This window comes from Elusimicrobiota bacterium (assembly GCA_016182905.1).
Lineage (GTDB): Bacteria > Elusimicrobiota > Elusimicrobia > UBA1565 > UBA9628 > GWA2-66-18.
Genome location: JACPFR010000010.1, coordinates 123,496 through 149,614 on the forward strand (window position 1 = coordinate 123,496; position 26,119 = coordinate 149,614).

Sequence of the window (26,119 nt, forward strand, 5' to 3'; positions counted from 1 at the left end):
TCGTGTCAAACGAGGTACCCGTGAGACAAGTCATCGCGCTGTCGATCGCCCTTGCGGTCTCTCCCGCGCACGCGGCGGACCCGACCCTCGACGCCCAGTTGACCGCGGCGGAGAGGGGCGCTCAGCAGCTCGGCCTCCTCGCGGCCGACGCCGTGCGCGCCTTCGCGGCGCCGCTTCCGAAGCCGGAGGCCGCCCGGGCCCGCGTCGTCGCCGGCTTGTACAGCCGCTTCATCGATGAGTGCCGCCGGAGCTTCAAGATCGAGATGGCGCTCGAAGCGAAAGACCAGCAGCATCAAGACGCGCTCGTGGCGCACCTCGCCTGCACGGCCGCGGCCGCCAAGTCCCTGGCGCCCTGCGACAAGCTCGCTCCCCTCGCTCAATACATCAAGAACACCTGCGCGCCCGACGACAAGTGCGTGCCCCAGACCCGATGCCGGCGCGTCGCCGGCCGCCTGCTCATCTACGCGGCGCTGATCGGCAACGAGGGCCCGGGGATCTGCGCCGTGGCGGCGGACAGCTACGACGACGTTCCCGTCCAGCTCCGGCTGAACGCCTGCCGGGCGCAGTTCGCCGCCGGAAACGCGGACACGGTCTGCGCCGGCGTCGGCGCGGCGTTAGGCGGCCACGAAGACGCCTCCGACATGGCGCTGTGCCGGGCGGAGACGGCCATGCGCGGGGCGGCGTCCGAGGCGGCGTGCGCCGAGAAGAATTTCCCGATGAAAGGAGAGGGCGACAGCTTCACGGAAGCCCCGTCGTACGCGTGCAAGGAGGCTTTCCGGGCGCGCAAGGACCGGACCTGCGCCGCGACCGGCGACGCGCTCGCGACGAGCGTCTGTTCCGCCGCCGCCGTCGAGCGCCATGGGAAGTTCGCGGCGGAGGCGGCTCAGGCGAAGGACGTCAACCCCCGGGTCGCGGCGCTCGAGGCGTTCAAGAACAAGCACCTCGAATTGGAAGCGCTGCTCGCGCGCCTCGACGCCGCGCTCAAAGCCTCGCCTCGGGACGAGAAGCAGCTCGAGCGCCATCGGAGCGCGCGCGCGTCGGTGGCGGCGTCCGTCAAAAGCATGAAGGCCGGCATCGGGCGGTAGCCGGACTCGCAAGGAGATGCGATGATGAGGGAACGTGGATTCGCGCTGTTCGCCGCGCTGGTCCTGGCGGCGGCGTCGAGCGCCCGGCCGGCGGCCGCGCAGGCCCTGGTCGCGAGGTGCGACGCGGCGCTGGCCGCCGCGGACGAGATGCTGAATAAGGTCGCCGAATGCTCGAGCGGGCTGCAGGCCGGGGCGTTCGAGGCGGGGGGCGGTCCCGCGGAGGCCCAGCTGCTTCACCGTATCCGTTCCTACGCCGGCGTCGCGGGCTACCTCGAAGACGTCCCGAATCCTTGCGCGAAGCTGGCCGACGACGCGGTGCCCCGGGACGTCGAGCAGTGCCAGGTTTTTTTCAGAGGCCTGCGGGGCGGCGCCGCCGCGTGTAAAAAACTGCCGGCCATTTCCGCCGTCCTTTGCCGCGACGCCGCGGCTTACGCGCTGGCCTCCAAGGCCGGGAACTCCGCCGCGTGCGGCCGCTCGGCGCGGTGCCGCGTCCTGATGGGAGAGGCTCCCCCGGCCGCGCCGGCGAAGCCCGCGGACTTCAGGGGCTTCGTGTGCCAGGCGCCGATCCAGTCGCCCGAGAACTGGAAGGCGGTCAACGGCGCGATCAGCCACGCCCAGTTGTGCCTGACGGATCTGGAGACCGCCATGGCGAAGGTCGAACGCCCCGTCGCGCTCGCCCTGGATGAGCGCGCGGAGCGGCTCGCCCGGCTGCGGCTGAGCCTGAACGCGCATTTCGCGGCGGCCGAGACGCCGGGGCCGCGGCCCGCTCGAGCCCCCTAGGATCCTAGCCCGCCGCGAGCCGGGCGCGTTCGCGCCGGGCCTGCTCGAAGCCCGCGTCGAGCGCGAGGCAGGCGTCGAGGTCGCGCAGGGCCTCGGACGCGCGGCCCAACGCCGCGAGGAGGCGCCCGCGCTGGAACAGGGCCCAGGCCCAATCCGGCTCGAGCTTCAAGGCGCGTTCGCAGGCCTCCAGCGCCGGGCGCGGGCGGCCGAGCTCGAAACGCACTTGAGCCAGCGCCGCCCAGGCGCGCGCGTAGCGCGGCGCGGCCGCCGCGCAGGCGAGCAGAGCCTTCTCCGCCGCCGCTTTCTCCCCGAGCGCGCCGAGGGCCTCGCCCCGCCAGGCCTGGGCCCAGGCGAAGCGGGGGGAGACGCCTAAGGCCTCGTCGAGACGGGCCAGGGCGAGGGCGGGCTCTCCGCGGGAGAGCAGGCGTTCGCCGCTCCACGCGAGCAGCCGGCCTCGCGTGGACGCGTCGCCCGGCAAAGTCTCCGGGTCGGGCGCGGGCGCGCCGTGTCTCTCGCCGAGGCTCGACCAGCCGAGCCCGCTGGCGCGGCGCGCGGCGCGCTCGAGCCAGGTCAGGACGGCGGGGACGTCGCCGAGAGCGAGGCCGGCGCGCGCCGCTTCCAGGGGGGCGATCTCGTACGCGGGCGCGCAGCGCGCCGCGCGCCGCGCCGCGGAGAACGCCGCGGCCGGGCGGCCGCTCATGCGCTCGACGGCCGCGAAAGTCGTCCACGCCACCCCATGGCGCGGATCGAGCGCGAGCGCGCGCTTCGCGTCGGCCCGCGCGCCCACGAGGTCTCCGAGGCGGCGCCGGGCCTCGGCCCGCCAGGCGAACAGGTACGGCCGCTTCGGCGCGGCCTTCACGGCCCAGTCGAGATGCGCCAGGCCCTCGCGCCGCCGGCCGGCCATGATGGCGAGCTTGCCGTGGAAGGCGCGCGCGGCGTAGCAGCCGCGGTCCCCGTGAAAGCGGCGGTTGGCCTCGTGCAGGCGCCGGCCCCCGGGGGGGATCCTCAGCGGGCCGATCGAAAGCCCGAAGATCCAGCCGCAGGCGGGGTCGAGGTCGAAGGCCCGCGTGACGTCGGCTTCGGCGAGCTCGGGTCTGCCGAGCGCGTATTTGGCGCGGCCGCGGAGCAGAAGCGCCCAGCCCGCGCCCGCCGCGGCGCAGCGCGACAGCAGCGGCAGCGCGGCGGCGGGCCGGCCGTCCAGGATCAGCGCGGAGGCCTTTTCTCCCAGCGCCCGGACCTCCGGCGTCATGGCTTGGGCACCGGCCGCAGATCGGCGTCGCCGTAGCGCTCGACATAGCCGGTCTCGTAGCCCAGGCAGCGCTCGTCGAGCGAGCACTCCCTGCAATCCGCGTTCTTGTAGCGGTCGCGGCGCTCGTTCTGAAAGCGCCCGTCGTCGACGCCTTTCGGGTCGATGAGCAGGCTCGTGCTTTCCCGCTCCCAGTTGCGCAGCCGCGCCATCGGGACGGCGGGAAGCGAGCACGGGGGCATGTTGTAGACGAAGACCTTGTCGCCGGCGCCGAGCGCGCGAGCGCGGGCGAACGCCTTTTCCAAGGAGGGAACGACCTCCTGGGCCGGGAGCTTGAGCGCGTCGGCGTGGACGGTCATCAGGCCTTCGTAGTGCGGGAAGTAGAGCTGGAACTCGACGACGCCGGCCCGCGCGGCGAAACGCTCGATGAAGGCGGGCATCGCGCGGACGTTGCGCCGCGTGATCACGAAGTTGAGCACCACGGGGATCCCGAGCCTCTCGAGATGGCCCAGCGCGCGCACCGCCTTCTCGAAGGCCCCCGGCACGGCGAGGAGCTCGTCGTGAAGCGCCGGCTCGCCCGCGTGGATGGAGAGGCAGGCGAAGCTCATGCCGCAGTCGACGAGCTCGCGCGTATAAGCCTCGTCGGCCATGCGGATCCCGTTCGAGATCACGCCGACCGCGGAATAGCCCGCCTTGCGCGCCAGGCGCAGCATCGCCGGCAGCTCGGCCAGAAGCGTGACCTCGCCGCCCGAGAAGGTCGCGCCGCGAAAGCCCTTCTTGCGGCCCTCGAGGAGCTCGTGCGCGAGGCGCTCGAGCGGGAGCTTCCAAGCGATGAGCTCCGGGGTCAGCGGCGGGTTGTAGCAGAACGGGCATTTCGCCTGGCAGGCGTAGTTGAGGAAGACGTCGAGCATGGGCGTCTCGTCGAGCGCCGGGAGGCTCATCGGGCCGTCCCCAGGCGGCGGCGGCAGTCGGCGAGGCCGAGGCGCGCGGCCTTGGATTTCACGTCGAGCGCGAAGGCGGCGGCGTAGTCGGCGCGCGCCGGCTCCCATCGCCCGGCGCGCGCGTGGAGGGCGGCGCGGGACAGGAAGCCGAAGGCGGGAGCCGTCGCCGGGCGGGACAGCGCCCGCCCGTACTCCTCGAGCGCCCGGCTTTCATCGCCGCGGGCGGTCAGGGCCTCGGCCTTCCAGCAGCGCGCGCGGGAGTCGCCGGGCGCCAGGCGCAGGGCGGCGTCGAGGTCGCGCAGCGCCGAGCCCGCGTCGCCGTCGTCGAGGAAGATCCGGCCGCGCCAGGCGAAGGCCGAGGCGCGGGGCGCGGGGAGGGCCGCCAGGGCCGCCGCCCGGGTCAGATCGGAGAGCGCCTGCGCGCGGCGCCCGGCGGCGCCGTGAAAACGGCCCGACAGGAGCCAGGCGTGCGCCGAGCGGGGGGATGAGCGCAGGGCGCGCGCGACGTCTTCGCGGAAAGCGCCTTCCCGCTCGGCGGGAGAGGTCAGCCGCCCTTCCTTCACGACCGGATTCCAGGTGCGCGAAGGATCGAGCGGGTAGACGCGGTCGAAATCGGCGGCGGCCGCGGCGAAGCGTCCGAGCTTGAAGCGCGCCTCGCCGCGCAGGACCGGGCCGTAGCGATGGCGCGCGTCGCGGCGGACGATGACCTCGGCGTCGGCGAGCGCCCGGTCCGGGCTCCCGAGCATCAGGTGGAGGCGGCCGCGCCACTCGTAGGCGTAGACGAAGCCCGGGTCCAGGGCGATGGAGCGGTCCAGGTCGCGCAGGGCCTCCCGGTAGCGGCCGATCCGGCGGTAGGCTTCTCCCCGCCAACCCACGGCGGACGCGAGGCGAGGGGAGAGCTCGACCGCCTTCTCGAGATCGCGAAGTCCCTGCCCGGCCTTGCCGGAGAGCGCCAAAGCGCGGCCGCGCAGGGCCCAGTACCAGCCCTCGCGGCCGCCCTCGGGCGCCAGCGACGCCATGAGCGGGCGCGCCTTCTCGAACTCGCCGCTGTCGCAGAACAGGTCGGCCAGCTCCGCGCGCGCCCATCCGTTCTCCGGCTCGAGCTCCAGGCAGCGCTCCAGGTCGCGGCGGGCGCCGTCGAGGTCCTCGCAGTCGTTGCTGAGCTCGGCGCGCAGGCGCAGGGCCCGGGGGTCGTCCGGGCTCAGCGCGAGCGCGCGGTCGAGGTCGTCGAGGCAGCCGGGCAGGCGGCGATTGTCGCGTTCGGCGCGGGACAGGGAGAGGCGCACGGCGGCGCGGGCGAGGCTGGCCGCGGCCAGGCCCGGGTCGAGACCCAGCGCGCGCGTGAGCGCGGCCTCCGCGGCGCGGTCCCGGCCCATCGCCATCTCGGCCGCCCCCGCCAAGGTCCACAGCTCCGGCGAACGCCGCCGCGCCGCCTCGCGCTTCCAGGCCCGCAGCTCCCGGGCGGGAACCTCGGCGCCGCGGGGCGGCGTGGAGTACATGAGGTCGTGCGAGGGGGTGTTCTTGAAGAAGGCCTCGAGCCTCAGCGGCCGCGCGGGACCGAGCAGGGCCGCGGCCGCCGCCTCGAAGTCGGACTCGCGGATGCTCTTCTCGGCCCGGGTCCAGTCCTTCATCGCTCGCGCCCCGGCGTCAGGGAGGCCAGCGCTCGGCGGGCCGCCTCCGATCTGGGATCGAACAGGCAGGCGGCGCGGAAATCGTCGCGGGCGGGAAGCAGGCGGCCTTCGCTCGCCCGGTCGCGGCCGCGGGCGAGGAACGCCTCGGTGAAGCCCGGCTCCGGGAAAGTCAGCGCCCGGTCCAGCTCGCGCAGCGCGCGCTTCTTCTTCCCGAGGCTCAGCAGCGCGGTGCCGAGCCACGCCTTCCAGCGGCGCGTCCCGGGATCGAGCGCGACGGCCGCGCTCAGGTCCCGGGCCGCCACGGCCGTTTCGCCGAGGTTCATCCGGGCGCGTCCGCGCCAGGCCAGGGCCGCGCCGCGCAGGGCGGGAGGAAGGCGCGGCCGGGCGCGCGTCAGGTCGGCGATCGCCTCGCGCTCCCGCCCCGTCGTGGCGCGGGCGCGGCCGCGCAGGAGATACGCCGCGGCGTCGCCGCGCGCGGCCGCCGCGTCGAGCGTGCGCCAGTACGAGGCGAGGCGCGCCGCGCGCGCGGGCAGGCGGCCTTCGGCGGCGTCGTCGGCGTTCCAGACGTTGCTCGGCTCGAGCGGATAGATCCTCTCGAAGTCGGCCCACGCGCCGGCGAGCCGCCCCAGGCGCAGGCGGGCCTCGCCGCGCCAGGCGAAGGCGAGCGTGTGCGTCGGGTCGAGGCGGCAGGCCCGCTCCAGATCGCGCAGCGCCGCGGCGGGCTCGCCGAGCATCAGCCGCAGGCGGCCGCGGCACTCCCAGGCGAAGGCGTAGCGCGGCGCGTGCGCCGTCGCGAGGTCGAGGTCGCGGCGGGCGTCCTCGAGGCGCCCGAGCTTGCGCAGGACCTCCGCCCGCCAGGCGCGGACCGCGCCGCGCTTCGGGCGCCGGCGCAGGGCCTCGTCGAAGTCCCTCAGCGAGGGCTTGAGGAGGCCGCACATCCCGCGCAGGCGTCCGCGCTGGGCGTAGAACCACCACGGCGCGGGGCCTCCGCGCGCCGCGCGCCGGAGCTCGCGGGCGGCGGGCCGGTAGCGGTACAGGTCGGCGAGGATCTCGGAGCGGCCGACGCGGACGGCGAGATCGCCGGGATCCCGGCGCAGGATGCGGGCCAGGTCGGCGAGGCCCTTTTCGTTGTCCTCGAACTCGAAGCGGATCTGAGCGCGCAGCAGCCACGAGGCCCGCGAGGGCGACAGCGCGACCGCGAGCTCGGCGCAGTCGAGCGCGCGGGCGAGCCAGCGCCGGCTGCGCCGGGCGTCGCCCTGAAGCCACAGCGCGCAGGCCTCCAGGATCGGCACGCGCGCGGCGGCGGCGCGCGAAGCGGCCTCCGGGTAGCGGCGAGCGCAGAGCAGGGCGTAGGAGGTCAGCGCGTCCCTGAGGGGGCGCGCTTTCAGGCGCGCCAGGCCCCGGCGGGCCCGCGCCTCTTCCGCCGCGGTCAGCGCGGGGTGGCGCGGGTTATCGGTGAGCAGGTCCTGGTCGGCTACGAAGTCGTAGAACGAGTCGAGCCTGGGCAGGCGCCGGCGCAAGGACGGCGCAAGGACGGCGAGCGCCGAGTGGAAGTCCCCGCGCGAGGCGAGGCGGTCGGCGGCGGACAGGACATCAGCCAAGAAAGCGTCAGGCGGCGGCTTCGGTCTTCCGCTTGCCCAGGCGGATCATCCAGGCTTTGGCCTGCTTGCACTTCCCGTCGAGGACGAAGGCCCGGCGGAAGGCGGCGGCCGCTTCCTCGCGGCGGCCCAGGTCCCAGAGAGCCTCGCCGTGCCAGACGTGGGCCAGGGCGAAGCGCTGCTCGGGCGTGTCGAGGGCGAGCTCGAAGGCGCGCAGGCCTTCGGCGGTCTTCCCGGTCTGCACGAGGACCTGCGCCTTCCAGGCCCGGGCCCAGCGGTTGGCGGGGTCGAGCTTGAGCGAGGCCTCGAGATCGGTCAGGGCGCGGCCGAAGGCGCCCAGGCGCCGCGCGCCCTCGCCGCGCCAGGCGAGCGCGTAGGCGTTGGCGGGCTCGATCTGCAGCGCCCGCGTCAGGTCGCGCAGGCCGTCTTCGACGCGCCCGGCTCCGATCTTGCAGCGGCCGAGGAAGGCCCACGCCCAGGCGTCGCCGGAGCGCGCGCCCTTCTCGAGGTCGGCCCAGAAATGCTCCTGGCGCTTGCCGCCCTCGGCGTCGAGCATGAAATAGTTCTCCTGGGTCTCGTTGGTCTTCAGGCGCGCGTTCCAGAATCCCTGGGGCTCGGCGGGATAGACCGCCTCGAAATCCGCGGCCGCGCGGCGGTAGTCGCCGGCCTTCCACCAGGCCTCGCCGCGCCAGGTCCGCGCGAGCATCTCGCGGGGCTCGATCTTGAGCGCGGCGTCGAAGTCCTTCACGGCGCCCGCGTAGTCGCCGACGAGCAGGCGGACGCGGCCGCGCCAGGCGTGCGCGAGCCGGTAGCCCGGGTCGAGGGCGATGGACCGGTCGAAATCGGCCACGGCCTCGGCGAAGCGTCCGAGTCGGCGATGCGTCTCGCCGCGCCACGCGATCATCGGGCCGCAGGACGGGTCGAGCTCGACGGCCTTTTCGAAATCGGCGAGCGCCAGCCGGTAGAAGCCGGAGATGCCGCGCAGCCGGCCGCGCTGGGCCCACGTCCAGGCCGCCGTCGGAAAGCGCTTGATGAGGCTGTTGAGCTCCTTGAGCGCCAGGCGGTAATGCCCGGTCTCGCCCAGCACCTCGGCCTTCTCGGTGCGCGCCCAGACGAAGCTCGGGGCCATCTTGATGACGCGCTCGGTGTCCTCCAGCCGTCCGGGGACGTCCTCGAGCTCGCGGCGCAGTCCGGCGCGGATGATGTATGCGTACATCTGTTTGGGATCGACGGCGACCGCCTTCTCGATCGCGGTCAAGGCGGTGGGGAGATAGTCGCGCGTGCGGCGCTGATCGCCGAGAAGCCAGATCGCGGCGGCGTGCAGGAAGTGGGGCCAGTACTCGTCGGGCGACTTCTCGCACAGGGCTTTCAGCGCGACGGCGGCGCGGTCGTACTCGCCGAGGAACAGGTCGAGATAGCCGGCGAGGAGGACGCGCTGCCCGGCGGGGATGTCCGCGGCGAGGACGGCGCGGCGGGCCTTTTCGTACGCGGGGGCGTGCGGCGCGAGCCCGAAGTCCTGTTCGTACATCAGATCCTGGCGGCCGTCGCCGTCGGGGAAGAACACCGAGAGATCTCTGGGGAGGGAAAGTCCGCCGCCAGCCAAGCGCTCGATCGTGCGGTTGAAGTCGCTCTGTTTCATGGTATTCCCTCTATATTATTTGACGATTTCGCGGATGGCCGAGGCTCGTTAACGGCGTATTTTAGACACGGGCAGGACGGGCTAAGTGTAACAGGTCCGGGGGGGTAAGTCAAGAACCGGATTCAGCCAACAGGCGCCGGACTTCGGGGCCGTTCCCGAGCCCTTTCAGGGCCCGGCGCGCGAGGGTTTTCATGCGCCGGCGCGTCGCGGCCAAAAGCGCCGGGGGGAGCTCCGCGCCGAGCTCGACGGCCTTGAGCAGCTCGGCGCAAGCCGCCACGTCGTTTTTCGCCAAACGGGCGGCGGCCAAAGCCCGCCGCGCCCGGGCCTCCCCGTAACCCGGGTCGAGGCCCAAGGCCCGGTCGAGCGCGTCGAGCGAGGCGCGCGGCCGGCCCAGGTCCAGCAAGGCCGCGCCGAGCGCGCACTGGAAGCGCGCCACCGTGCCGTTGAGCTCCACGGCGCGGCGCAGGTCGGCGACCGCCGCTTTCGCGCGGCCCAGGCGTTGAAGGACGGCCCCGCGGGCGCCGACGTAGGCGGCGCACGGACGCAGGGCGACGGCGCGGCCGTAATGCGCGAGGGCCCGCTCGAGGTCGCCCTCGTGCTCGCAGGCCTCGGCCGCGACGGCGTGCGCGAAGGCCGGCCCCTCGGCCGCGGCGGCGAGGGCCTCGCGCAGCGCCTCCGGCGCGCGGCCCAAGGAGAGCAGGAGCCAGGCGCGCCAGGCGCGCAGCAGTGCCAGCCGGGGCCGGGAGGAGAGCGCGCCGGCGAGCTCCTCGGCCGCGCGGGCGCAGGCCTCGGGGTCGTCGCGGCGGGCCCAGGTGAATTTCATCTCGCGCTCGTAGGCCTCCGTGACCATGGCGGCGGCGGCCGCCCAGTCCCTCTGCTGGCGGCGCACCTGGAACAGTTCGGCGAAGCTCCACTCGTAGCCCGGCTCGAGGCGCACGGCGAGCTCGAGCTCGGCGGCCGCGCGCGCGAGACGGCCCGCGCGGCGCAGCGCCCCGCCGTGCCAGGCGCGGGCGAAGGGGTAGCCCGGGATCAGCGCGGCCGCGCGCGCGAGCTCCGCAAGAGCCGCGGCGGACTTGTGGCGGAGCAGCCAGGAGCCGCGCCAGGCGCGGATCCAGCCGCAGCCCGGCGCGAGCTCCGCGGCGCGGTCGAGCGCGCGCTTGGCGCCGGCGGAGTCTCCGACGCTGTCGAGGCCGCGTCCGAGGTAGGCCCAGACCCAGGGCGAGCGCGGCGAGCGCTTCGCCGCGCGGCGCAGCAGGGGCACGGCCTCGGCGTAGCGGGAGAACTGGGGCGCGCGCAAAGTCTCCGCGCGCGACACGTCCGCCCAGACGGCTCTCGCGCCGGCCCGGCGGGCGGAGAGCAGGGCCAAGGTGCGGGCCGTCGGAGGGCGGCAGCGGCCGCCGCGGAGGTTCTCCCGGCGAAGAGCGGCGCCGAGCAGCGGGTCGAAAGCGATCTCCGAGAACCGGAGCATGGCGCGTTCGACGTTGAGGCGGACCTCCGCGTCCCTGCCGAGCCGGTCGCAGGCGAAGGCGCGCAGCCAATGCAGGGCGGCCGAGTCGGCGCCGCCGCGAAGCGCCTCGAGCGCCGCGGCGGGTTCGCCGGCGCGAAGGCGAGCCGCGCCGGCCAGCAGCGCGGCCAGGGCCGATGGGATCCCTTCAAAGACCGCGGCCGCCGCCTTCCAGCGCTTGAGCGACATGAGGGCCGCTCCCCGGTACAGGGCCGCGGCCGGGCCGCGGGCCCCGTCGAGCAGGCGCAGAGCCCGCGCCGGATCCTCGTCGAGCACGCTCTCCGCGAGCCAGGCGCGGGCCTCGGCGCCCCTCGGCGCGCGGCGCGCGGCCCGTTCCAGCTCGTCCCGGCTCCCCGGCTCGCCCAGCACGCGGCGCAGGCGCGCGCGCGCGGCCGGATCGTCCTCGCGGGCGAGCAGGCGCAAGAGCGGGGCCCGCTCCAAGGCGCGGGCCGCGCGCGGCTCCCAGGGGCCGAGCCCCTCCGCGGGCCAGACGAGCTCCGGGAGCGACTCCAGCCACCAATCCCACGACCGGACTCCGCCGCTCATCGCTTCGGCTCCGGCCGAAAGCCGAACAGCGCGACGGTCGCCGCCCAGGTCCAGAACATGATCCCGAGACCGAGGTACATGCCGGCGTGCATGAGCAGCAGCGCCGCGGCGTAAGGGACGCGCGCGCGCGGCGACAGCATGGCCGCTCCCGACAATTCGACGAGGACGGTCGCCAGGCTCGCCGACCAAGCCGCCTCCGGGCTGCTCGCGAGCGCGAGGCGCAGCGTCGACAGCGCGCCGGAGGATTCGAGGGACTTCGCGTGCGCGAAGACGCGCAGCGAATAGCCGTTGATCCAGCCGGGGCCTCCGTCGATCAGCTTGCAGAGCCCGGCGACCGTGTACGCCGCGCCGATCACGGCGCGCGCCGCGGACGCCGCCTTGTCGCGGTCTCCGGACAGCGCGGCGGCCAGGAAATAGGCGAGCACCGCCGCGGCGGGCATCCCCTCGATCTTGCCGTAATCCTCCACGCTTCGGGAGAGGGCGAACTGGCCCGCGAAGACGAGGAGGCTCGCGGCCAGTCCGGCGGCGGCGGAGCCGCGCGCGACGTAGGCCGCGAGCAGGGCGAAGGTCGCGGCGCCGGACGCCAGGGTCCAGCCCGAGAGCGGGAGCGGGGAGCGGAGCGCCGGCGCCTGGAGGTGCGCTCCCAGCCACATCGTCGCGAGGAGCAGCGCCAGCGCCGTCCGCCAGGCTCTCATCGGATCCGGCGGGCCGTGCCACGCCAGAGCAGCCGGGACGCGCGCTTCAACCCGCGGCCGGCGCGGTCGTACTCGACGCTCTCCTCGGAGATCTCGACGCGCGACGGGGTCGTCTCCAGGACCGGCGGCGACCGCCGCCAGCGCGCGTACCGGAAGAGGGCCTCGTGCACGCTGCGATTGCGCCCCAGCCCGGTCTCGACGTCGAGAAAAGCGTGCGCCGCGGACGGCGCCGCCCGTTCCGCGGAGAAGGCCGACAGGTAGTCGCGCATGTCCGCGGAGGGAAGCTCGGCCGCCGCGAAAGGGGGAGGGTCCGCGGAGAACGAAGCCAGCTCCGCGAGCTCGAGCGGCGCTCCGTCCGCGCGCACGACGACGACGCGGATCCCCGCGCCCGCCGACGAGAACATGTCGAGCCGGGCGAAGGGGAACAGCTCGCCGCACAGGAAACACGCCGCGAGGTAGCCCGCGAAGACTTTGGTCGGCACCGCCTGCAATCATAGATAATATTGCCGGCCCGCAGAGCGGGGGCCCGGATATCCCCCTTGTTCTGTAAATGTTAAAATAACAACATATCCGGCATGGACGCCGCGCGGAAGCTGTTGGAGGCGACGGAGCTTTGGGAGCGACGAGGCGAGTACGTCATCGCCCGCAAGCGCTGCTCGGAAGCCTTGCGCCTCGATCCGGACTCATGGGAGGCGGCGGCCAAGCTCTGGGAGCTCGAGGAGCTGCTGGGGCTCGCGGCCGACTCCAAGCGCTCCCTCGCCTTGGCCGAGAAGGCCATGCGCAAGGCTTTGAAGCGCGATCCCCGCGACGCGAAGCTGCGGCTTCACGCGGCGGAGCTTTTGGAGCGGCTCGGGCGCTACGGGCAGGCGCGGCGCGAGCTTCTGCTCGCCGTGCGGCTCGATCCGGATCCGCTCCCGGCGCGGCTCCTGCTGGCCGTGCGGGCGCTCTGGGCCGGACGGGCCGAGGAAGCCGTGCTCCGCGCCCAGGAGATCCTGGCCCTCGACCCGGCCTTGGGCGAGGCGCGGCGCATCGTCGGCGCGGCCCGGGTCCTTCAAGGCCGCTTTGCCGAGGCCCTTTCGCCGCTTAAGCGCGCCCTGGCGGCCGATCCCCGGGACGCGGAGGCCCTGGCCTGGCGCTCCGAGGCGCTGCGGTATCTGGGGCGGAATTCCGAGGCCCTTTCGGCCGGAGCCGCGGGGCGCGCGATCTCGGACAACGCGCTCGGCGCCAACGCCAATCACGCCCTGGCCAAATTGGCCGCGGGAGAGCGGGTCTCGGAGCTGGAGTACTCCCTGATCTCCCGGCTCCTGCCCCGCCCGCTCCAGCCCCTGAGCGAGCGCCTCGACCCGGAGCGGCCCCGGGCCGCGGCGCGGGCCTTGGAGCGCGTGCTCAAGGCGCTCAAGGGCAACCGCGGCCAGGCCAAGGTGTGGACGCGCGGGACGAGGCTCGAGCCCTTCGTCGCGTGCGACATCAGCGACCAGATGGAGATCCTGCAGTCCCGCCTGCGCGGGGGCGATCTCCGGGCCGTGCTCGCCGAGTACCGGCGCCTCATCCGTCAAAAACCGCGCGAAGCCTGGTTCTACGCCTTCCGCGGCGAGACCCTCTGCTGGGCCGCCCGCTACGGCGAGGCGGAGGCGGATTTTCACCGCGCCCTGGAGCTCGCCCCGCGCCTGCGCTGGCCCCATGTGGGGCTCTGCGGGACGGCCTTGTTCTCGGGCGACTACGAAGCCGCGCTGGCGCATTGCGAGAACGCCGTTCGCGACGCCGCGCCCGACCGCTCCTGGCGCACGCTGCGCGGGGAGGCGCTGCGAAAGCTCGGCCGGCTCACGGAGGCCCGCGAGGACCTCGAGGTCGCGGTCGCGGCGATGCCGCGGCGGCTGAGCGCCTGGATGAATCTGGCTTTGGTGCTGGGCGAGCTGGGAGAGGAGGCGGAGGCGGACCGGCTCTTCTCGCGGATCTGCGGCTGGGCGCCGCATTTTTTCTCGCTGTGCGCCCGGTCGCTGCCCGTCCCGTCGCGGGCCGCCGTCCTCGAGCGAGGGCTCGAGCTCATGGCCGGCAACCGCTCCTCCTGGCTGACGACCTGGCTCGACGGCGGCCGGCTGCGCAACGTCCACGTCGAATTCAGGGATTGAGCGAGAGGTCGAACCAGCCTTGCAGGGCGGACACCTCGAAGGGCGTGAGGTCGGGGTTCCAGACGCTCAGGTGCAGCAGCAGGCGCGGCCGCGCGGAGCGGTTCCAGGTGTCGTGCTCGTAGGTGTCGTCGAAGAGCAGCACCTCCCCGTCCTTCCAGGAGCGCGTCTCCCCGGCCACGCGGATAGCGCAATCCTCGGGCACGCTCAGCCCCAGATGGCAGATGAGCTTGCCGTTGAAGTGGCTGTGATGGGGCGAGACCGTCCCGCCGGGCAGCAGCGCGGAGTAGAAGCAGTCGCCGAGAACGGGGAGGCGCTCGAGCAGGCGGGCGGCCTTGGGAGCGCGCTCCAGGTTCTCCGGGAAGCCCCTGGTCTCGACCCGGAAGCGGCTCGGGGGGAACTGCGCGTCGAGGATCTTCAAGTCGAAGGCGATCCAGCCCTCGTAGGCGAGATCCTCGCGGCTCTCCGAGGAGCGGACCAGGGCGCCCGCGTCGAGCAGGGCGCGGCCCTCGGCCAGCAGTCCGGCCTTCGCGGCCTTGAGCTCGGCCAGGAACGGAAGCTTCGCCGGGTCGTGCCAGGGCGACGCGGGCAGGCCGGGCACCCAGAGCGGGCTGGCTTCGCCCTTCCTCTGCCGGGGGTCGTCCACGGCGGCACGCCGACCGAGCAGGTTCGAGAAGAAGCCCTCGACGCGCGAGAGGTCCTCTCCGCCCGCGCGGCGGCGCAGCTTCCGCACGTAGTCCTTGACCTGGGCTTCGAGCGTCTTCTTCATGACGAGGCCTCCTCGGCGACGGCGCGCAGGTCGAGCTTCCCGCGCGGCGTCAAGGGCAGGCCGCCGGGATGCAGGACCAGGCGGCGCACGCTCATGTGCGGGGGCAATTCCCGGGCGAGGCGCGCCTTGGCCTCGCCGAGGGTAACGGCGCGCGAGCTCTCGAGATGGGCGACGAAGCCGCCGGCGTCGAGCCGCACCACCGCGCGGCGCACGCCCGGCAGGCGGCAGAGCGCGCGTTCGATCTCGCCGGGCTCCACGCGCATGCCGCGATGCTTCACCTGGCGGTCGGAGCGGCCGAGGAAGACGAGCCCGCCGCGCCCGGCCGCGACGCGGTCGCGGGTGCGGAACACGCCCCGGCTCGGGGCGCCGCCGAGATAGCCGCGCATCACGCCCGGACCGCGCACCTCGAGCTCGCCGCGCACGACGCGCAGGCGGGTGCCCTCCGGGGGCGCCCCGATGGGGACGGCGGCGGCGCGCAGGTCGCCCGCCCGCACGCGGCGGAAGGCGCAGACGTTGGTCTCGGTGGGGCCGTAGAAGTTGTAGACGGGCAGGCCGCGGCGGAAGAGCTTGCGCAGCTCCGCGGGAGGGTAGCTCTCGCCCGCGTAGACGAGGCGGCGCAGGCGTCCGCGGGCCAGGCGCTCGGCGAGGCGCCCCTTCTCCTGCAGGTGCATGAGCAGCGACGGGGTCGCGTAGACGCTCGTGAACCCGCGGGCCAGACGCGCGGCGAGCCCGGCGGGGTCGTAGGCCGCCTCGGCCTGGAACAGCTCCACCTCCGCGCCCGCGCGCCAGCCGCCGAGCACGTCGAGCAGGGAGAGGTCGAAGCCCCATGGCGCCAGGTTGGGCACGCGCTCGTCCGGGCCGATGCGCAGCAGGCGCGCGGTCCAGTCCAGGAAATACTCGATGTTCCGCAGCGAGAGCGGGATGCCCTTGGGCTCGCCCTCGCTGCCGGAGGTGAAGAGCAGCATCGCGTCGCCCCTCTTGAGCGCGCCGCGGCGCGAGAGAAGGGCGCGGACCTTGCGCGCGCGAGCGGCGGGCCAGGACGGGTCGAGCGGCACGAAGGGCACGCCGGCGTCCAGGCAGCCGAGCCACGCGGCCGCGGCGGCGAGACTCTTGGGGCCATGGTGGAGCACGTAGGGGCCGGCCGGACGGCGCGCGGCGGCGAGCAGCTCGGCGTAGCTCCAGGTCTTCCCGCCGCAGCTCAGGGCGGGGCTGTCCGGCCGCCGCCGCGCGTGGGAGCGCAGGCGCTCGAGCAGGCGCACTAGCCCGCCCTCAGCGAGGCGACGACGATCTCCTTCTGGATCTCGTTGGTGCCCGAGAGGATCGGCCCGCCGACGGCGTCGCGCAGGGCGGCGGCGAACTCGCCCGCCTCCAGCACGCCCGAGGCGCCGTGCAGCTGGACGCAGTCCAGCGCCACGCGCAGCGCGGCGTCGGTCACGGCCCATTTGGCCAGCGCGGCCTCGCGCCCGGCCTCGCGGCCCCGGTCCAGCAGCCAGCACGCGCGGTAGAGGAGCAGGCGCGACTGCTCCAGCAGCAGCTGATGCTCCGCGATCTTGTGCGAGACCGCCTGGTTGTCCAGCAGCGGCTTGGAGAACTGGCGGCGCTCGCGGCTGAAGCGCAGGGTCGCGGAGATCAGCCGCCGCATCTGGCCGAGGAAGATGGCGGGGAGCGCCGCGCGCTCGACCGTGATGACGCGGCGGAACAGCTCGCGGCCCTCGCCCTCGCGGCCGAGGCGCGCCGACGCCGGCACGCGCGCGTCGAGGGTGACGGGCGCGGGATGGGCCGAGCGCAGGCCCATGGTCTTAAGTCCTCTCTCCACGCGCACGCCCGTCCCGGCCGGGATCCAGAAGGCCGACAGGCCGAACATGCCGTCGCGGGGAGAGGTCTTGGCGTAGACCACGAAGGAGCGGGCGTCCGGCGCGCCGGTCACAAAGCTCTTGCGCCCGGTGACGCGGTAGGAGGCGCCCGTCCTGCGGGCCGCGCAGGCCACGGCGGAGAGGTCGGAGCCGGCGCGGGTCTCGGTGACGGCGTGGGCTATCAGGTGCCGCCCGGCGAGGAGCTCGCGCGCCGTGGCCCGGTCGAGGCGGCGGGCCTCGAGCAAGGTCTGCAGCCCGCCGAAGAGATGGGCGCCCAGGCCGAAGAGCTCTCCCAGCGGCGCGCCTTCGGCGGCCAGCGCCTCGAGCGTGAGGGCCGAGTCCAGCAGGCTCGCGCCGCGCCCGCCGAGCTTGCGGGGCACGCGCAGGGCGTAGAGGCCGTCGGCGGCGAGCAGGGAGCGGGCCTCCGCGGGGCGGGCCGCGACGCGCGCGCCCAGCGCGGCGGCGCGGGCGACGGCGGCGCGCTGGGCGCCGGAGAGCGCGAAGTCCACTCTAGGCCGCCTTCCGGCGCGCCGGCCGCTTGGCCGGCCCGGCGCCCACGAGTCGGACGATGGAACGGACGTCCTTGAAGTTCTCCTTCTTCAGCGCGGAGGCGTCCAGCTTATAGCCGGCCTTCGCGGCCAGCAGGTCGGCCAGGTCCAGTATGCGCACCGAATCCAGCAGCCCCCACTCCAGGAGGGGGGTGGCGGCGTCCACCGTGAGGCCGCCGTCGGCGCCCTCGCGGAAGAAGGCCAGGAGTTCCTCGGTGAGGTCCATGGAGGAATGTTAGGATATTCACGTGATGATTGCGCAGCGCACGAATGTTCTCATCATCGGGGCCGGCCCCGCGGGCAGCGCGCTGGGCGCCTACCTCGCCCGCGCCGGGATCCGCTGCCTGATCGTCGAGGCCGAGACCTTCCCGCGCCCCCACGTCGGGGAATCCCTGGTCCCGGCCGCGAACCGGGTCTTCCGCGAGATCGGGTTCCTGGACCGGATGACGAGGTCGGATTTCGTCGTGAAGCGCGGGGCCTCTTGGTCTCTGCCCCGTCGCGACGGCGCGGGCGAGGCCCGCTGGGCGCACGATTGGGCCGGCATCCCGGAGGACTGCCGCGTGGAGTTCAAGGAGCGGCCGCTGCCGGGCGTCGAGGCCCATACCTGGCACGTGGACCGGTCCCGTTTCGACGAGATGCTGGCCCGGCACGCCTGCGAGCAGGGCGCGGAGCTGCGCCACGGCGTCGCGGCGGCGGGCGTGGACGTCGCCGCGGACGGGGTCACGACCCGCCTCTCGGACGGGAGCGAGGTCCACAGCGACCTGATCGTGGACGCCAGCGGGCGCCGGACCTTCCTCGGCGCGGCGCGAGGCCTGAAGGTCCTGGACCCGCTCTTCGACCAGTACGCCGTCCACGCCTGGTTCCGCGGCCTCGACCGGGGCCCCGCGACCCCCGACCACATCTTCGTGCACTTCTTGGCGTCGCCGGGCAGCTGGATCTGGCAGATCCCCATCACTCGGGACCTCACCAGCGTCGGCCTCGTCACGCGGAAGCCGAGGCTGCGCGCGCGCCGGGGCTCCCCCGGCGAGCTCTTCCACGAGATGCTCGCGCAGCGGCCCGAGCTGGCGCGGCGCGTCGGCGCCGCCGAGCGGGCGAACGAGTTCAAGGTCGAGGCCGACTACAGCTACGAGATGAAGGCCTTCCACGGCGACCGCTTCCTGCTCATCGGCGACGCCGCCCGCTTCGTGGACCCCATCTTCTCCTCGGGCGTGAGCATCGCCCTCAACGGCGCGCGCTTGGCCGCCGCCGACATCATCGCCGCCGCCAAGACCGGCGACTACCGCGCCGCGTCCTTCTCCCGCTTCGGATCCACCCTGCGCACGGGCACCCGCAATTGGAAGCGCTTCATCGAGGTCTACTACGCCCTCAACGTGCTCTTCACCTGGTTCATCGACCGCGAGGAGTACCGCGGCCCCCTGCTGCAACTGCTCCAGGGCGACGTCTACGACGAGGTCGTGCCGGTGCTCGACGAGCTGGAGGCTCTGGTCCGCGCCGTGGCCGCGGACCCCGGCCATCTCTGGCACGCCCAGCTCAACAAGGACTTCGTCCGCGGCTAGGGGAGGAGGGTGAAGTCCACCCAGTCCACGGACTGGATCTTCGCGCCCAGGCGCTCGGCCACCCGCTTCATCTCGGGCGAGCCCGTGTGAGAGTAGACGTGCGTGAAGCCGCGCGAGCGCGCCCACTCCAGGTAGCGTTCCAGCAGCACGAAGCCCAGCCCGAGCCCGCGCCGCTCCCGCGTGATGTAGGTCTCGTTGATGTACGCGTAATGCCCGCCCAGCGTGCGGCAGTCGTTGGAGAGCTGATAGCCGTCCACCCGTTCCTCGGGCCCCAGCAGCGCGTGCAGCAAGACGCCCGAGCGCCCCTTCGTCAACTCCCGCAGGCGCCGCGCCGCGTCCGGGGCGGGGGAGTGCCCCTCCTCCGCGGCCTGCTCGGCGATGAGCGCCGCCGCGCCGTCGTAGAGCGCGGGGGAGGCGTCCGCGTCGAGCTGGACGAGGCGATAGCCGTCCGAGGGATACGTGCCCATGCGCCGTATCATAGCCTCCCCGGACTCCCCGGTCAATGCCGCTCGCGTCACTCGGGATAGGGCCGCGACTGCACGATCACGACCTTCCCGTCCTCGATGACCCACTCGATGTCCTGAGGAACGCCCGCGAACGCCTTCTGCACGCGCAGCGCCATCCGTCCGAGGGCGCGGACGCGGTCCTCGTCGAGCACGCGGGCGCCGACCGCGATGCGCTCCCGGCGAAGGCCTCCCTCCGGGGCGGCGCGCATCGCGGTGTCGTCGGCGGAGGCGCCGGCGAACTCGACGCGCTCGCCCTCGCTCCGGTAGACGGCGCGTTCCGGGCGGCTCGTCGCCTCGACGACGCGCTCGCCGAAGCCCTTCTTGGCCTCGATGAGGACGATCCCCGTCCGGCCGCGGCGCGCGGGGTCGGCCGTCGCCATGACGCCCGCGGACTGCGCGACGGCGGTGCGCTGGATCAGGACCGCCGGCAGGGCCCCGAGGTGATCGATGCCGAACGCCTCGCGCGCGACGACGGCGCGCTCGTTCCAGATCGACGCCCACACTTTTTTGACCGCGTCGAGCGCCTGGGCGGAGCCGACGGCGTTGGGCACCGTCGTGTACAGCCCGGCGCCCGTGAAGCCCGTCAGGTCCTCGGCGTTGGTCGAGCTGCGCACGAAGACGCCGCCGCCCAGCTCCGGCAGGAGCGCCGCCACCTCGCGCTCGAGGTCCGGATCGTGCGTCCCGGACTCGATCCTCGCGCGGAGCGCGTCCAGCAGCGCCCGGCGCTCGACGGCGCCGCTGGCGGCGGCCAGGCCGTCGAGCGCGCGCCGGATCTCGGGCTCCAGGCCGTTGCGCCGGATGAAGTCCGCGTAGCGCGAGAAGGGGATCGTGAAGCCCGGCGGGACCCGCGCCTCGGGCACGGCCGCCATGACCTCTCCCAGGTTCGCCGATTTGGCGCCGAAGCGGCGGGAGTCGGGGCCGCGCTGGCGCGAGAGCGCGGTGAGCTCGCGCCAGTCCAGGTCGGCCGAGAGCCGCCGCTTGGGCCGCGCGCGCCGCGCCCGCGCGAGGCCGGCCTCGCCCGCGGCGGCGGCCCGCAGGGTCCAGCTCGACGGGTGGATCTCGAGGACGGCCTCCCGTCCCTCGAGCTCGGCGATCAGCGGCTCGGCGCCGAGCGTCACGGCGCCGGGAACGCCGAGCGCGCGGGACAGCATGACCATGTGCGAGAGCGCGCTGGCCGGACGCGTCAGGAGGAAGCCCGCGAGGGCCGGGAGGTAGCGCGGCGTGCGGCGGAAGACCAGGATCTCGTCGGACGAGGTCCGCGCCTTCTCGACGTCGCCCTCGACGATCTTGAGGCGCCCGACCGCGCGCCCCGCGTTGAGCGCCTCGTAGGCCGGCGCGGGCTCGACGAACGGGAGCGAGGGCACGCCGGCCTGCGCGGCCGCCTGGGCCTGCTCCGGATTCAAGGGACGCAGGGTCGCCGGCTCGGGCAGTCCCGCCGAGAGCGCCCGATGCGCGCGCGCGAGCAGCGCCGCCGGGATGTGATCGTCGGACCAGAGCTCGAGCTCGAAGCCGCCCTCCGGAAGGACCGCCGGGCGGAGGAACGCCATCGTGAAGCGGCGCGCGTCGGTGTCGACGGACTCCGCGTACAGGGCCTGCCCGCGATTGACCGTGAGATGGGCGTCGGCGAGGAAATCGTCGTGGGCGTCGTAGCGGCGCGTGTCGATGAAGTAGGCGCGGTCCCGGTCGCGGTGATCGACCACGGCCAGCACGAGCGGGCGCGCTCCCGGCGCTCCCGCGGGACGGGGCGCGGCCCAGCGCTCGAACTCCCCGGCCGCGGCGACGCTGCCCGTCGACAGGGAGGCTCGGGCGCCGGTCGAAGCCGAGACCGTGAGAAGCAGGATCGCGAGCGTTCGCCTCACCGGCTCCTCCCCGGCTCGCGGGCCCGACGGCAATAGCCGCGCGCCGCGCGCCGGCGCGCGGCCGCGCACCATTCGTCCCCTTCGCCCTTTCGGATGGCGGCGACCTCGGCCGCGAACGCCTCGCACGCGGCCAGGTCCAGGGAATGCCCCGCGTCCGCGCAGCCGTAGACCGGGTAGAGATCGAGACGGCAGCTGCGCTCGACGTCCATCCGGTCGGCGCCCTCCGCCACGATCGGGGGCGAGGAGAGCTTTTCGCACGCGGGATAGTAGCCGGGGCCGTAGGCTCGCGCGAGCGCCTCGCACGCGGCGTCGAGGCTCCGGTAGCGGCGGCCGGCGGCCTCGGGGGCGAGCCAGCGCCGGCAGTCGGGAAGGGCCGCGCGCCCTCGCCCGCCGGCCGCGCGGCGGGCGAAGCGCAGGAAGTGCGCGTGCGACAGGCACGCCGCCTCGAGCGTGGGCAGGTCGTCGTCGTTCAAGGCGAACGGACGCAGGACCCTGCAGGCCTTCCCGCCTCCGTCCGCCGCCGCGAGGCACGCGCCGTGGTCGACCAGCGCGCGCGCCAGCTCCCGGTCCTCGTCCGGCCGGAATCCGGGCTCCCGGCGCATGACCTCGAGCGAGAACGACGTCTCGCAGCCGTCTTCGGGGGCGTCGGGCGCCGCGGCCGCGGCCGAGGCGCCGAGCGCGAGCCCGGCGAGGAAGCCGGCGCCGATCATCGTCCGGATCAAGGCCTGGTGTTCCGCGCCCGGGCTTTCGCCGTGAGACCCGCGCCCCAGCGGATGAGGGCGGCGACGTCCGCGGGGTGCCGGGAGAGCAAGGCGGACGCGTCCTCCGCCGCGCGGGCGTGCTCGCCCAACAGGAAGTTGAGCGCGGCTCGGCGCAGGATCAGCCGCTCGTCCCGGGAGCGTTCCAGCAGGGCGTCGAGGTGCGCGACGGCGCGCGCGCGCTGCCGCTCGGTGTAGTAGGGTCCGGCGAGCTTGCGCAGCGCGTCCGGCCAGGATTCCCGCCCGGGGTCGGCGGGCGGCTCGAGCTTCGCGGACTGGCGCGGGAAAACTTCGAGCAGGCGGGGGTAGAAGTCCGACAAAGCCGGATAACGCTCGCGCGAGGCCTCGTATTCCCGCAGCCGGGAGAGGAACGCCGCGAGGTGCGGGCGCCGGCTGAATTCCTCGAGACGGAATTCCCTGCTCGCGGCCTCCTCCCCGCGCTCCAGGGCGACGAGACGAAGCATCACCGCTCTCACGAGATGCTCTCTCATGCCGTGGAGCCAATTGCGGCAGTTGCTGCGCAGGCCGGCGCCCAAGGAGAACGGGCGGTCCTTCTCCTCGTGGTCGTAGAGGTTCGCGGTCATGTCCAGGACCCCGTGCCCCAACTCGTGCCACACGACGGCGTCGAGGCTGTGATCGGCGGAGTCCCGCTCCGCGGAAGGGCAGGAATCCGCGTCCAGGATGCTGACGATCTCGTGACGGGCGTCGTCGCGCAGCCAGACCCGGTTGAGGCTGACGCCCCGCGCGCACAACGGGGAGACGATGATCCGGTAGCGTCCGAGAAAGGGCAGGCCGGTGTAGCGCTCGATCTTCCCGGCGTGATCGTCCTGCTCCACCCGCCTTCTCAGCGCGTCGACCGCGGGGCTCAGCCTCGGGGCGCAGGCGCCGAGGACGGCGGTGAACCGCGAGTCCCGCGCGAAAGCCCGCATGGCTCCCAGCCACGGCTCCCAGACGCCGCTTCTCTCGGCCTCTCCCCTGCAGGAGTCCAGCGCCGCGTCGAACTCCAGCTCCGGGGGCGCGGTGCGCATCAGGAGGAGATCCTTGCGCTGGAAGAAGTCCGGATCGGACTTGTGCATCCGCGCGTTCAGCTTCACGGCGGGGTGGGTCTTGAAAGGCGCGCAGGCCTTCGCGAGCGCCCGCGCGTAGTCCCGGCCCGGACCCTTGAGGGCGGCGGTCGCGCGCGTGCCCAGCAGGTCCACCGCGCCCAGGAGCTCGATGGATGGGTCGATGACGACGTCCATGCCGCCGAGTATAGCATTTGGTACAATCACCGCCGTTGAAACGCTCGGCATCCGGCCCGGTGAAGACGGCTCAGCCCTCCTTGGAGCGCGCGCAGGCGCTCTCGGACGAGGGCTCGGTCGTCGAGGCGATCGCGGAGATCGACCGCCTTATCGGGCTTTCGCCCGGGACCGCGTTGTACCTGCGCAAGGTCCGCTTCCTCCTGCAGCGCCGCAACTATGAGGAAGCCGGCCGCGCGCTCGACGCCGCCGACGCGCTCTCTCCCGGAGACCGGGCGATCTCGGTCGCCCGCGCCGAGCTTTACGTGATGACCGACCGCCTCGCCGAGGCCCGGACCGAGTTCGAGAAGGCCCTCGAGGGCGCGCCGGCCGACGAGTTCCTGAGGCTGGCCCGCCTGCGCATCCTGATCCAGCAGGGCCTCGCCGAGGAGGCCGGCGCCGAGATCGCCGCGCTCGCCGAGACCGGCTCGCCGGCGTCGAGGCTCGAGGCGCGCTTGTGCCGGGGCCTGCTGGCGCTGAAGGTCCGCGACCATCGCGCCGCGCGCGACGGCTTCACCGCGATAATGAAGGAGCTGCCCAAGGAGCATCCGGTCTCGATGCGCGCCCGCTTCTATTGGGCGGCGTCGCGGGCCGTCGACCCCGAATTTCGAAGGAGGACCGGCATGGACGCGACGACCCGCAAACCGAGCAAGCTCTATCTCTGCGGCCTGGGCATCTTCCCTCCGTACACGGCGTCCCTGGAGGTCATCCACGCGCTCAGCCTCTGCGACGTGATCTTCAACAACGTGGCCGGCCCCGAGGTGCGCGAGCTGCTCGCCGAGTTCTGCTCCGACATCCGCCCCGCCTCCTATCAGGCCTGGCAGGACGAGCCGAAGTGGGCCGACCGTATCTTTGATCAGTTGGGCAAAGGGAAGACCGTCGGGTTCATCACGCGCGGCCATCCGCTGGTGTTCGGCGGCCTCGCCGTCGAGCTCGTGCGGCGCTGCGGGGTCCAGCAGGTCGACCATCAGACCTTCGGCGCCGTGTCCTCGATCGACCATCTGCTCGCCTTCACGGGCAAGGGGCTCGGCGACGACTTCGAGGGCATCCAGGCCATGGACCGGCCGGCGATAGACCGCGCCGAGACGATGAACACGGCTTTGCCCCTGCTCGCCTGCTTCTACTCCGGCCTGGAGGCCAAGGGCGAGGTCGCGGCCTTCCAAAAAAGCCTCGGGCGCTTCTATCCCAAGGAGCATCTGTGCTGGATGTTCGGTCCCAAATACGACGCGACGCCGGCGGTCGTCGCGGTCGGCGCGCTCGCCAAGACCTATCCGAAGGTGCACTCGAGCCTGATGCTCTACGTCCCGCCGCTCGTCGGGAAGGCCGAAAAATGAAGCGGCCCGCGGCTCCCTCCGAGGGCCGCTCCTACCTGACCTGCCTCATCGGCCTGCCGCCGGGGGGCCGCTCGGAGTGGACGGCGGCGCTCGCGCGCGAGCGGGGAAAGAAGGACGCCGGCGCCTTGCGCCGCGGGGGCCGGGCCCTCTCCTTGCTCGGCCGCGGCGCCGAGGCGCTCGCCGCCCTCGACCGCTCGCTGGCGCTCGACGCCGCCTCCCGCGAAGGCTGGGCGTGGCGGGGCGAAGCCCTGCTGCTGGCGGGACGCCGCGCGGAGGCGCGCCTCGCCCTCGACAAGGCCGCCCAGCTGTCGGAAGGCTGGCCCTGGGCTCGGCTGCTGCGGGCGGTGTGCCTGCTCACCGAGGGCGACGTCGACGGCGCCCAGAAGGAGCTTTCCGCCATCCGCGCTTTGCCGGAGGCCGTGCTCGTCTCGGCCCTGCTCGAGGGCCAGCGCGGCGCCGCCCGCGCGGGCGCGGACGCGGCCACGGCCGAGCTCGCCGCGCGTCCCTCCGGGCCGCTGTTCGCGGTGCGCGCGCTGCTGCGCCTGGGCCTAGGCGACCTTCCCGCGTGCCTCGAGGATCTCAACGCGGCCGCCGCGCTCGAGCCCTCGGCCTGGATCCTCATGCAGCGCGCGGACGCGCTCAACCGCAGCGGATTCTATCGTGAGGGGCTGAAGGATTCCGCTGCGGCCGCAGCACTTCTTCCCGATTCTCCCGAGCCGCATCTGCAGGCCGCGAACATCTATTTCGACCAGGCGTTCTATCCCGAGGCTCTCGCGGAGATGGAGCGCGCGCTCGCGCGGCGTCCCGACGACGCCGGCATGCTCAGCCGACGGGCGCGCTTCCATCTCCTGCTCGGACGCTTCGAGGAGGCCGAGAAGGGCCTGGACCGGGCCTGCGCTCTGGCCCCCGACAGCGGCCAGCTCCGCTTCGAGAGGCTCAACGTCATCGCCATGAGAGGCCGCTGGACGGAGGTCCTCGAGGCGCTCAAAGGCGGAGCCCTCCACGAGCCGTTCCATTCGTATCTCACCGGCTACGTCCTGTGCCGGAAAGGCGACCGCGCCCGCGCGGTCCGCCACTTCCTCCGGGCGGCCTCCCTGGCCGACGGCGGCTTCGCGGAGCGCTGCCGCTTCTACGCCCTCGTCTGCCGAGTGCTCTCCAAGCCGGAAAAAAAGGTCCTGGCCCGCCCGCAGTTCTACCTGTGCGGCGTCGGCATCCATCATCCTTATCAGATCACCGTGGAGATCCTCCGGGCGCTCGACGCCTGCGAGGTCCTCTACAACAACCTCGGCGATCCGCAGATCTCCGAGTTCCTCGGCCTGTTCCGCTGCGAGGTGCGCGCCGTGACCCGCGTCGACAACGAGCCGGCCATGGGCCGCGTCAAACGCATCCTCGCCGGGCTCCAGCGGGGGAGGACCACGGGATTCGTCACGCGCATCCACCCCTTCATCTATCGCCGCATCGCCCGCGACCTCGTCACGGAGTGCGAGGCGGCGAAGATCAGCTTCCAGGCGTTCGGGGCCGTCTCTCTGACCGAGGTCGCCTGGAGCCTCGCGTCGGCCGAGCCTGACCACGGGACGCGGCGCGGCCCTTTCGGGCAGCGGGTCTTCGATCTCGTTCATCTGACGCGCAACCCGGGCCAGCTCGAGCCGGCGCATCCGACGGTCGTGTACGCGATCGCCAACGACGACGACCGCCGGCGCTTCTGCGCGCTGGTCCGCGCGAATTACGACCCGGAGCAGTCGGTGTTTTTCCTGGCCGGCTCCGGCGACCGCGAGCAGCAGGTCGTCTCGGCCCCCGTCAAGGACGTCGAGGCGAAGCTCCTGTCGCTCGACCTCGGAACCGTCATGTATCTGCCGCCCCGTCAATGA

22 protein-coding genes are annotated in these 26,119 nt (G+C 73.6%); 6 read left to right on the forward strand and 16 right to left on the reverse strand.

Annotation, left to right across the window (positions count from 1 at the left end; genetic code table 11):
• The first annotated feature begins 20 nt into the window (after nucleotides 1-20).
• The gene (locus HYV14_04535) at nucleotides 21-1,085 is read left to right on the forward strand and encodes a hypothetical protein (GenBank protein ID MBI2385264.1); all 1,065 of its coding nucleotides are present in this window, start codon (nucleotides 21-23) and stop codon (nucleotides 1,083-1,085) included.
• A 21-nt stretch (nucleotides 1,086-1,106) separates the two neighbouring features.
• On the forward strand, nucleotides 1,107-1,865 hold the full coding sequence (locus HYV14_04540) for a hypothetical protein (protein MBI2385265.1): 759 nt from the start codon (nucleotides 1,107-1,109) through the stop codon (nucleotides 1,863-1,865).
• 4 nt (nucleotides 1,866-1,869) lie between these two features.
• Here the strand turns inward: HYV14_04540 and HYV14_04545 are convergent, their stop codons facing one another.
• The 8 genes from HYV14_04545 to HYV14_04580 form a co-directional block, all read right to left on the reverse strand.
• Nucleotides 1,870-3,114 (reverse strand): tetratricopeptide repeat protein, encoded by a 1,245-nt coding sequence (locus tag HYV14_04545; protein MBI2385266.1) that lies wholly within the window; start codon nucleotides 3,112-3,114, stop codon nucleotides 1,870-1,872.
• Nucleotides 3,111-4,052 (reverse strand): radical SAM protein, encoded by a 942-nt coding sequence (locus HYV14_04550; GenBank protein ID MBI2385267.1) that lies wholly within the window; start codon nucleotides 4,050-4,052, stop codon nucleotides 3,111-3,113. Before HYV14_04550 ends, HYV14_04545 begins: the two co-directional genes overlap by 4 nt.
• A complete protein-coding gene (locus tag HYV14_04555; protein ID MBI2385268.1) occupies nucleotides 4,049-5,683 on the reverse strand; it encodes a tetratricopeptide repeat protein in 1,635 nt (544 codons plus the stop codon). The genes HYV14_04550 and HYV14_04555 overlap by 4 nt, the downstream gene beginning before the upstream one ends.
• The gene (locus HYV14_04560) at nucleotides 5,680-7,284 is read right to left on the reverse strand and encodes a tetratricopeptide repeat protein (GenBank protein ID MBI2385269.1); all 1,605 of its coding nucleotides are present in this window, start codon (nucleotides 7,282-7,284) and stop codon (nucleotides 5,680-5,682) included. The genes HYV14_04555 and HYV14_04560 overlap by 4 nt, the downstream gene beginning before the upstream one ends.
• A 7-nt stretch (nucleotides 7,285-7,291) precedes the next feature.
• Nucleotides 7,292-8,920 carry a tetratricopeptide repeat protein gene (locus HYV14_04565; GenBank protein MBI2385270.1) on the reverse strand — a complete coding sequence of 543 codons (1,629 nt, stop codon included), beginning with the start codon at nucleotides 8,918-8,920 and terminating at the stop codon, nucleotides 7,292-7,294.
• A gap of 109 nt (nucleotides 8,921-9,029) precedes the next feature.
• Complete coding sequence (locus HYV14_04570) at nucleotides 9,030-10,970, reverse strand: hypothetical protein (protein MBI2385271.1); 1,941 nt, start codon at nucleotides 10,968-10,970, stop codon at nucleotides 9,030-9,032.
• On the reverse strand, nucleotides 10,967-11,665 hold the full coding sequence (locus tag HYV14_04575) for a hypothetical protein (GenBank protein ID MBI2385272.1): 699 nt from the start codon (nucleotides 11,663-11,665) through the stop codon (nucleotides 10,967-10,969). The genes HYV14_04570 and HYV14_04575 overlap by 4 nt, the downstream gene beginning before the upstream one ends.
• Nucleotides 11,662-12,147: a hypothetical protein gene (locus tag HYV14_04580; protein ID MBI2385273.1), complete on the reverse strand. Its 486-nt coding sequence runs from the start codon at nucleotides 12,145-12,147 to the stop codon at nucleotides 11,662-11,664. Before HYV14_04580 ends, HYV14_04575 begins: the two co-directional genes overlap by 4 nt.
• Nucleotides 12,148-12,240: 93 nt before the next feature.
• Here HYV14_04580 and HYV14_04585 point away from each other — a divergent pair, with 93 nt between their 5' ends.
• A complete protein-coding gene (locus HYV14_04585) occupies nucleotides 12,241-13,794 on the forward strand; it encodes a tetratricopeptide repeat protein (GenBank protein ID MBI2385274.1) in 1,554 nt (517 codons plus the stop codon).
• On the opposite strand, the gene HYV14_04590 is transcribed toward HYV14_04585, so the two are convergent.
• The 4 genes from HYV14_04590 to HYV14_04605 are packed head-to-tail and all read right to left on the reverse strand — an operon-like array spanning nucleotide 13,784 to nucleotide 17,187.
• Nucleotides 13,784-14,560, reverse strand: a complete 777-nt coding sequence (locus tag HYV14_04590; protein ID MBI2385275.1) for an aspartyl/asparaginyl beta-hydroxylase domain-containing protein — start codon at nucleotides 14,558-14,560, stop codon at nucleotides 13,784-13,786. The two genes, HYV14_04585 and HYV14_04590, sit on opposite strands and share 11 nt — an antisense overlap.
• Entirely contained in the window at nucleotides 14,557-15,819 is a 1,263-nt protein-coding gene (locus HYV14_04595) for an AMP-binding protein (protein ID MBI2385276.1), read from the reverse strand. The genes HYV14_04590 and HYV14_04595 overlap by 4 nt, the downstream gene beginning before the upstream one ends.
• Nucleotides 15,819-16,922: an acyl-CoA dehydrogenase family protein gene (locus HYV14_04600; GenBank protein ID MBI2385277.1), complete on the reverse strand. Its 1,104-nt coding sequence runs from the start codon at nucleotides 16,920-16,922 to the stop codon at nucleotides 15,819-15,821. The genes HYV14_04595 and HYV14_04600 overlap by 1 nt, the downstream gene beginning before the upstream one ends.
• A gap of 1 nt (nucleotide 16,923) precedes the next feature.
• On the reverse strand, nucleotides 16,924-17,187 hold the full coding sequence (locus HYV14_04605) for an acyl carrier protein (GenBank protein MBI2385278.1): 264 nt from the start codon (nucleotides 17,185-17,187) through the stop codon (nucleotides 16,924-16,926).
• A gap of 25 nt (nucleotides 17,188-17,212) precedes the next feature.
• Here HYV14_04605 and HYV14_04610 point away from each other — a divergent pair, with 25 nt between their 5' ends.
• Nucleotides 17,213-18,517 (forward strand): tryptophan 7-halogenase, encoded by a 1,305-nt coding sequence (locus tag HYV14_04610; GenBank protein MBI2385279.1) that lies wholly within the window; start codon nucleotides 17,213-17,215, stop codon nucleotides 18,515-18,517.
• Here the strand turns inward: HYV14_04610 and HYV14_04615 are convergent.
• The 4 genes from HYV14_04615 to HYV14_04630 are packed head-to-tail and all read right to left on the reverse strand — an operon-like array spanning nucleotide 18,514 to nucleotide 22,881.
• Entirely contained in the window at nucleotides 18,514-18,984 is a 471-nt protein-coding gene (locus HYV14_04615) for a GNAT family N-acetyltransferase (protein MBI2385280.1), read from the reverse strand. The two genes, HYV14_04610 and HYV14_04615, sit on opposite strands and share 4 nt — an antisense overlap.
• Before the next feature lie 47 nt (nucleotides 18,985-19,031).
• Complete coding sequence (locus tag HYV14_04620; protein ID MBI2385281.1) at nucleotides 19,032-20,882, reverse strand: PEP/pyruvate-binding domain-containing protein; 1,851 nt, start codon at nucleotides 20,880-20,882, stop codon at nucleotides 19,032-19,034.
• Nucleotides 20,879-21,592 (reverse strand): hypothetical protein, encoded by a 714-nt coding sequence (locus HYV14_04625; protein ID MBI2385282.1) that lies wholly within the window; start codon nucleotides 21,590-21,592, stop codon nucleotides 20,879-20,881. Before HYV14_04625 ends, HYV14_04620 begins: the two co-directional genes overlap by 4 nt.
• Before the next feature lie 8 nt (nucleotides 21,593-21,600).
• Nucleotides 21,601-22,881, reverse strand: a complete 1,281-nt coding sequence (locus HYV14_04630; GenBank protein ID MBI2385283.1) for a DUF4932 domain-containing protein — start codon at nucleotides 22,879-22,881, stop codon at nucleotides 21,601-21,603.
• 35 nt (nucleotides 22,882-22,916) lie between these two features.
• On the opposite strand from HYV14_04630, the gene HYV14_04635 reads away from it, so the two are divergent.
• Nucleotides 22,917-24,251, forward strand: coding sequence for a hypothetical protein (locus tag HYV14_04635; GenBank protein MBI2385284.1), 1,335 nt, complete (start codon nucleotides 22,917-22,919; stop codon nucleotides 24,249-24,251).
• Nucleotides 24,248-26,119: a tetratricopeptide repeat protein gene (locus HYV14_04640; protein MBI2385285.1), complete on the forward strand. Its 1,872-nt coding sequence runs from the start codon at nucleotides 24,248-24,250 to the stop codon at nucleotides 26,117-26,119. The genes HYV14_04635 and HYV14_04640 overlap by 4 nt, the downstream gene beginning before the upstream one ends.

Excerpts from the sequence above, each read along its gene's own strand:
- HYV14_04540 (MBI2385265.1), top strand. The coding sequence starts at position 1,107 with ATGATGAGGGAACGTGGATTCGCGCTGTTCGCCGCGCTGGTCCTGGCG.
- HYV14_04545 (MBI2385266.1), bottom strand. The coding sequence starts at position 3,114 with ATGACGCCGGAGGTCCGGGCGCTGGGAGAAAAGGCCTCCGCGCTGATC.
- HYV14_04550 (MBI2385267.1), bottom strand. The coding sequence starts at position 4,052 with ATGAGCCTCCCGGCGCTCGACGAGACGCCCATGCTCGACGTCTTCCTC.
- HYV14_04555 (MBI2385268.1), bottom strand. The coding sequence starts at position 5,683 with ATGAAGGACTGGACCCGGGCCGAGAAGAGCATCCGCGAGTCCGACTTC.
- HYV14_04565 (MBI2385270.1), bottom strand. The coding sequence starts at position 8,920 with ATGAAACAGAGCGACTTCAACCGCACGATCGAGCGCTTGGCTGGCGGC.
- HYV14_04570 (MBI2385271.1), bottom strand. The coding sequence starts at position 10,970 with ATGAGCGGCGGAGTCCGGTCGTGGGATTGGTGGCTGGAGTCGCTCCCG.
- HYV14_04575 (MBI2385272.1), bottom strand. The coding sequence starts at position 11,665 with ATGAGAGCCTGGCGGACGGCGCTGGCGCTGCTCCTCGCGACGATGTGG.
- HYV14_04585 (MBI2385274.1), top strand. The coding sequence starts at position 12,241 with ATGGACGCCGCGCGGAAGCTGTTGGAGGCGACGGAGCTTTGGGAGCGA.
- HYV14_04590 (MBI2385275.1), bottom strand. The coding sequence starts at position 14,560 with ATGAAGAAGACGCTCGAAGCCCAGGTCAAGGACTACGTGCGGAAGCTG.
- HYV14_04605 (MBI2385278.1), bottom strand. The coding sequence starts at position 17,187 with ATGGACCTCACCGAGGAACTCCTGGCCTTCTTCCGCGAGGGCGCCGAC.
- HYV14_04610 (MBI2385279.1), top strand. The coding sequence starts at position 17,213 with ATGATTGCGCAGCGCACGAATGTTCTCATCATCGGGGCCGGCCCCGCG.
- HYV14_04615 (MBI2385280.1), bottom strand. The coding sequence starts at position 18,984 with ATGGGCACGTATCCCTCGGACGGCTATCGCCTCGTCCAGCTCGACGCG.
- HYV14_04625 (MBI2385282.1), bottom strand. The coding sequence starts at position 21,592 with ATGATCGGCGCCGGCTTCCTCGCCGGGCTCGCGCTCGGCGCCTCGGCC.
- HYV14_04630 (MBI2385283.1), bottom strand. The coding sequence starts at position 22,881 with ATGGACGTCGTCATCGACCCATCCATCGAGCTCCTGGGCGCGGTGGAC.
- HYV14_04640 (MBI2385285.1), top strand. The coding sequence starts at position 24,248 with ATGAAGCGGCCCGCGGCTCCCTCCGAGGGCCGCTCCTACCTGACCTGC.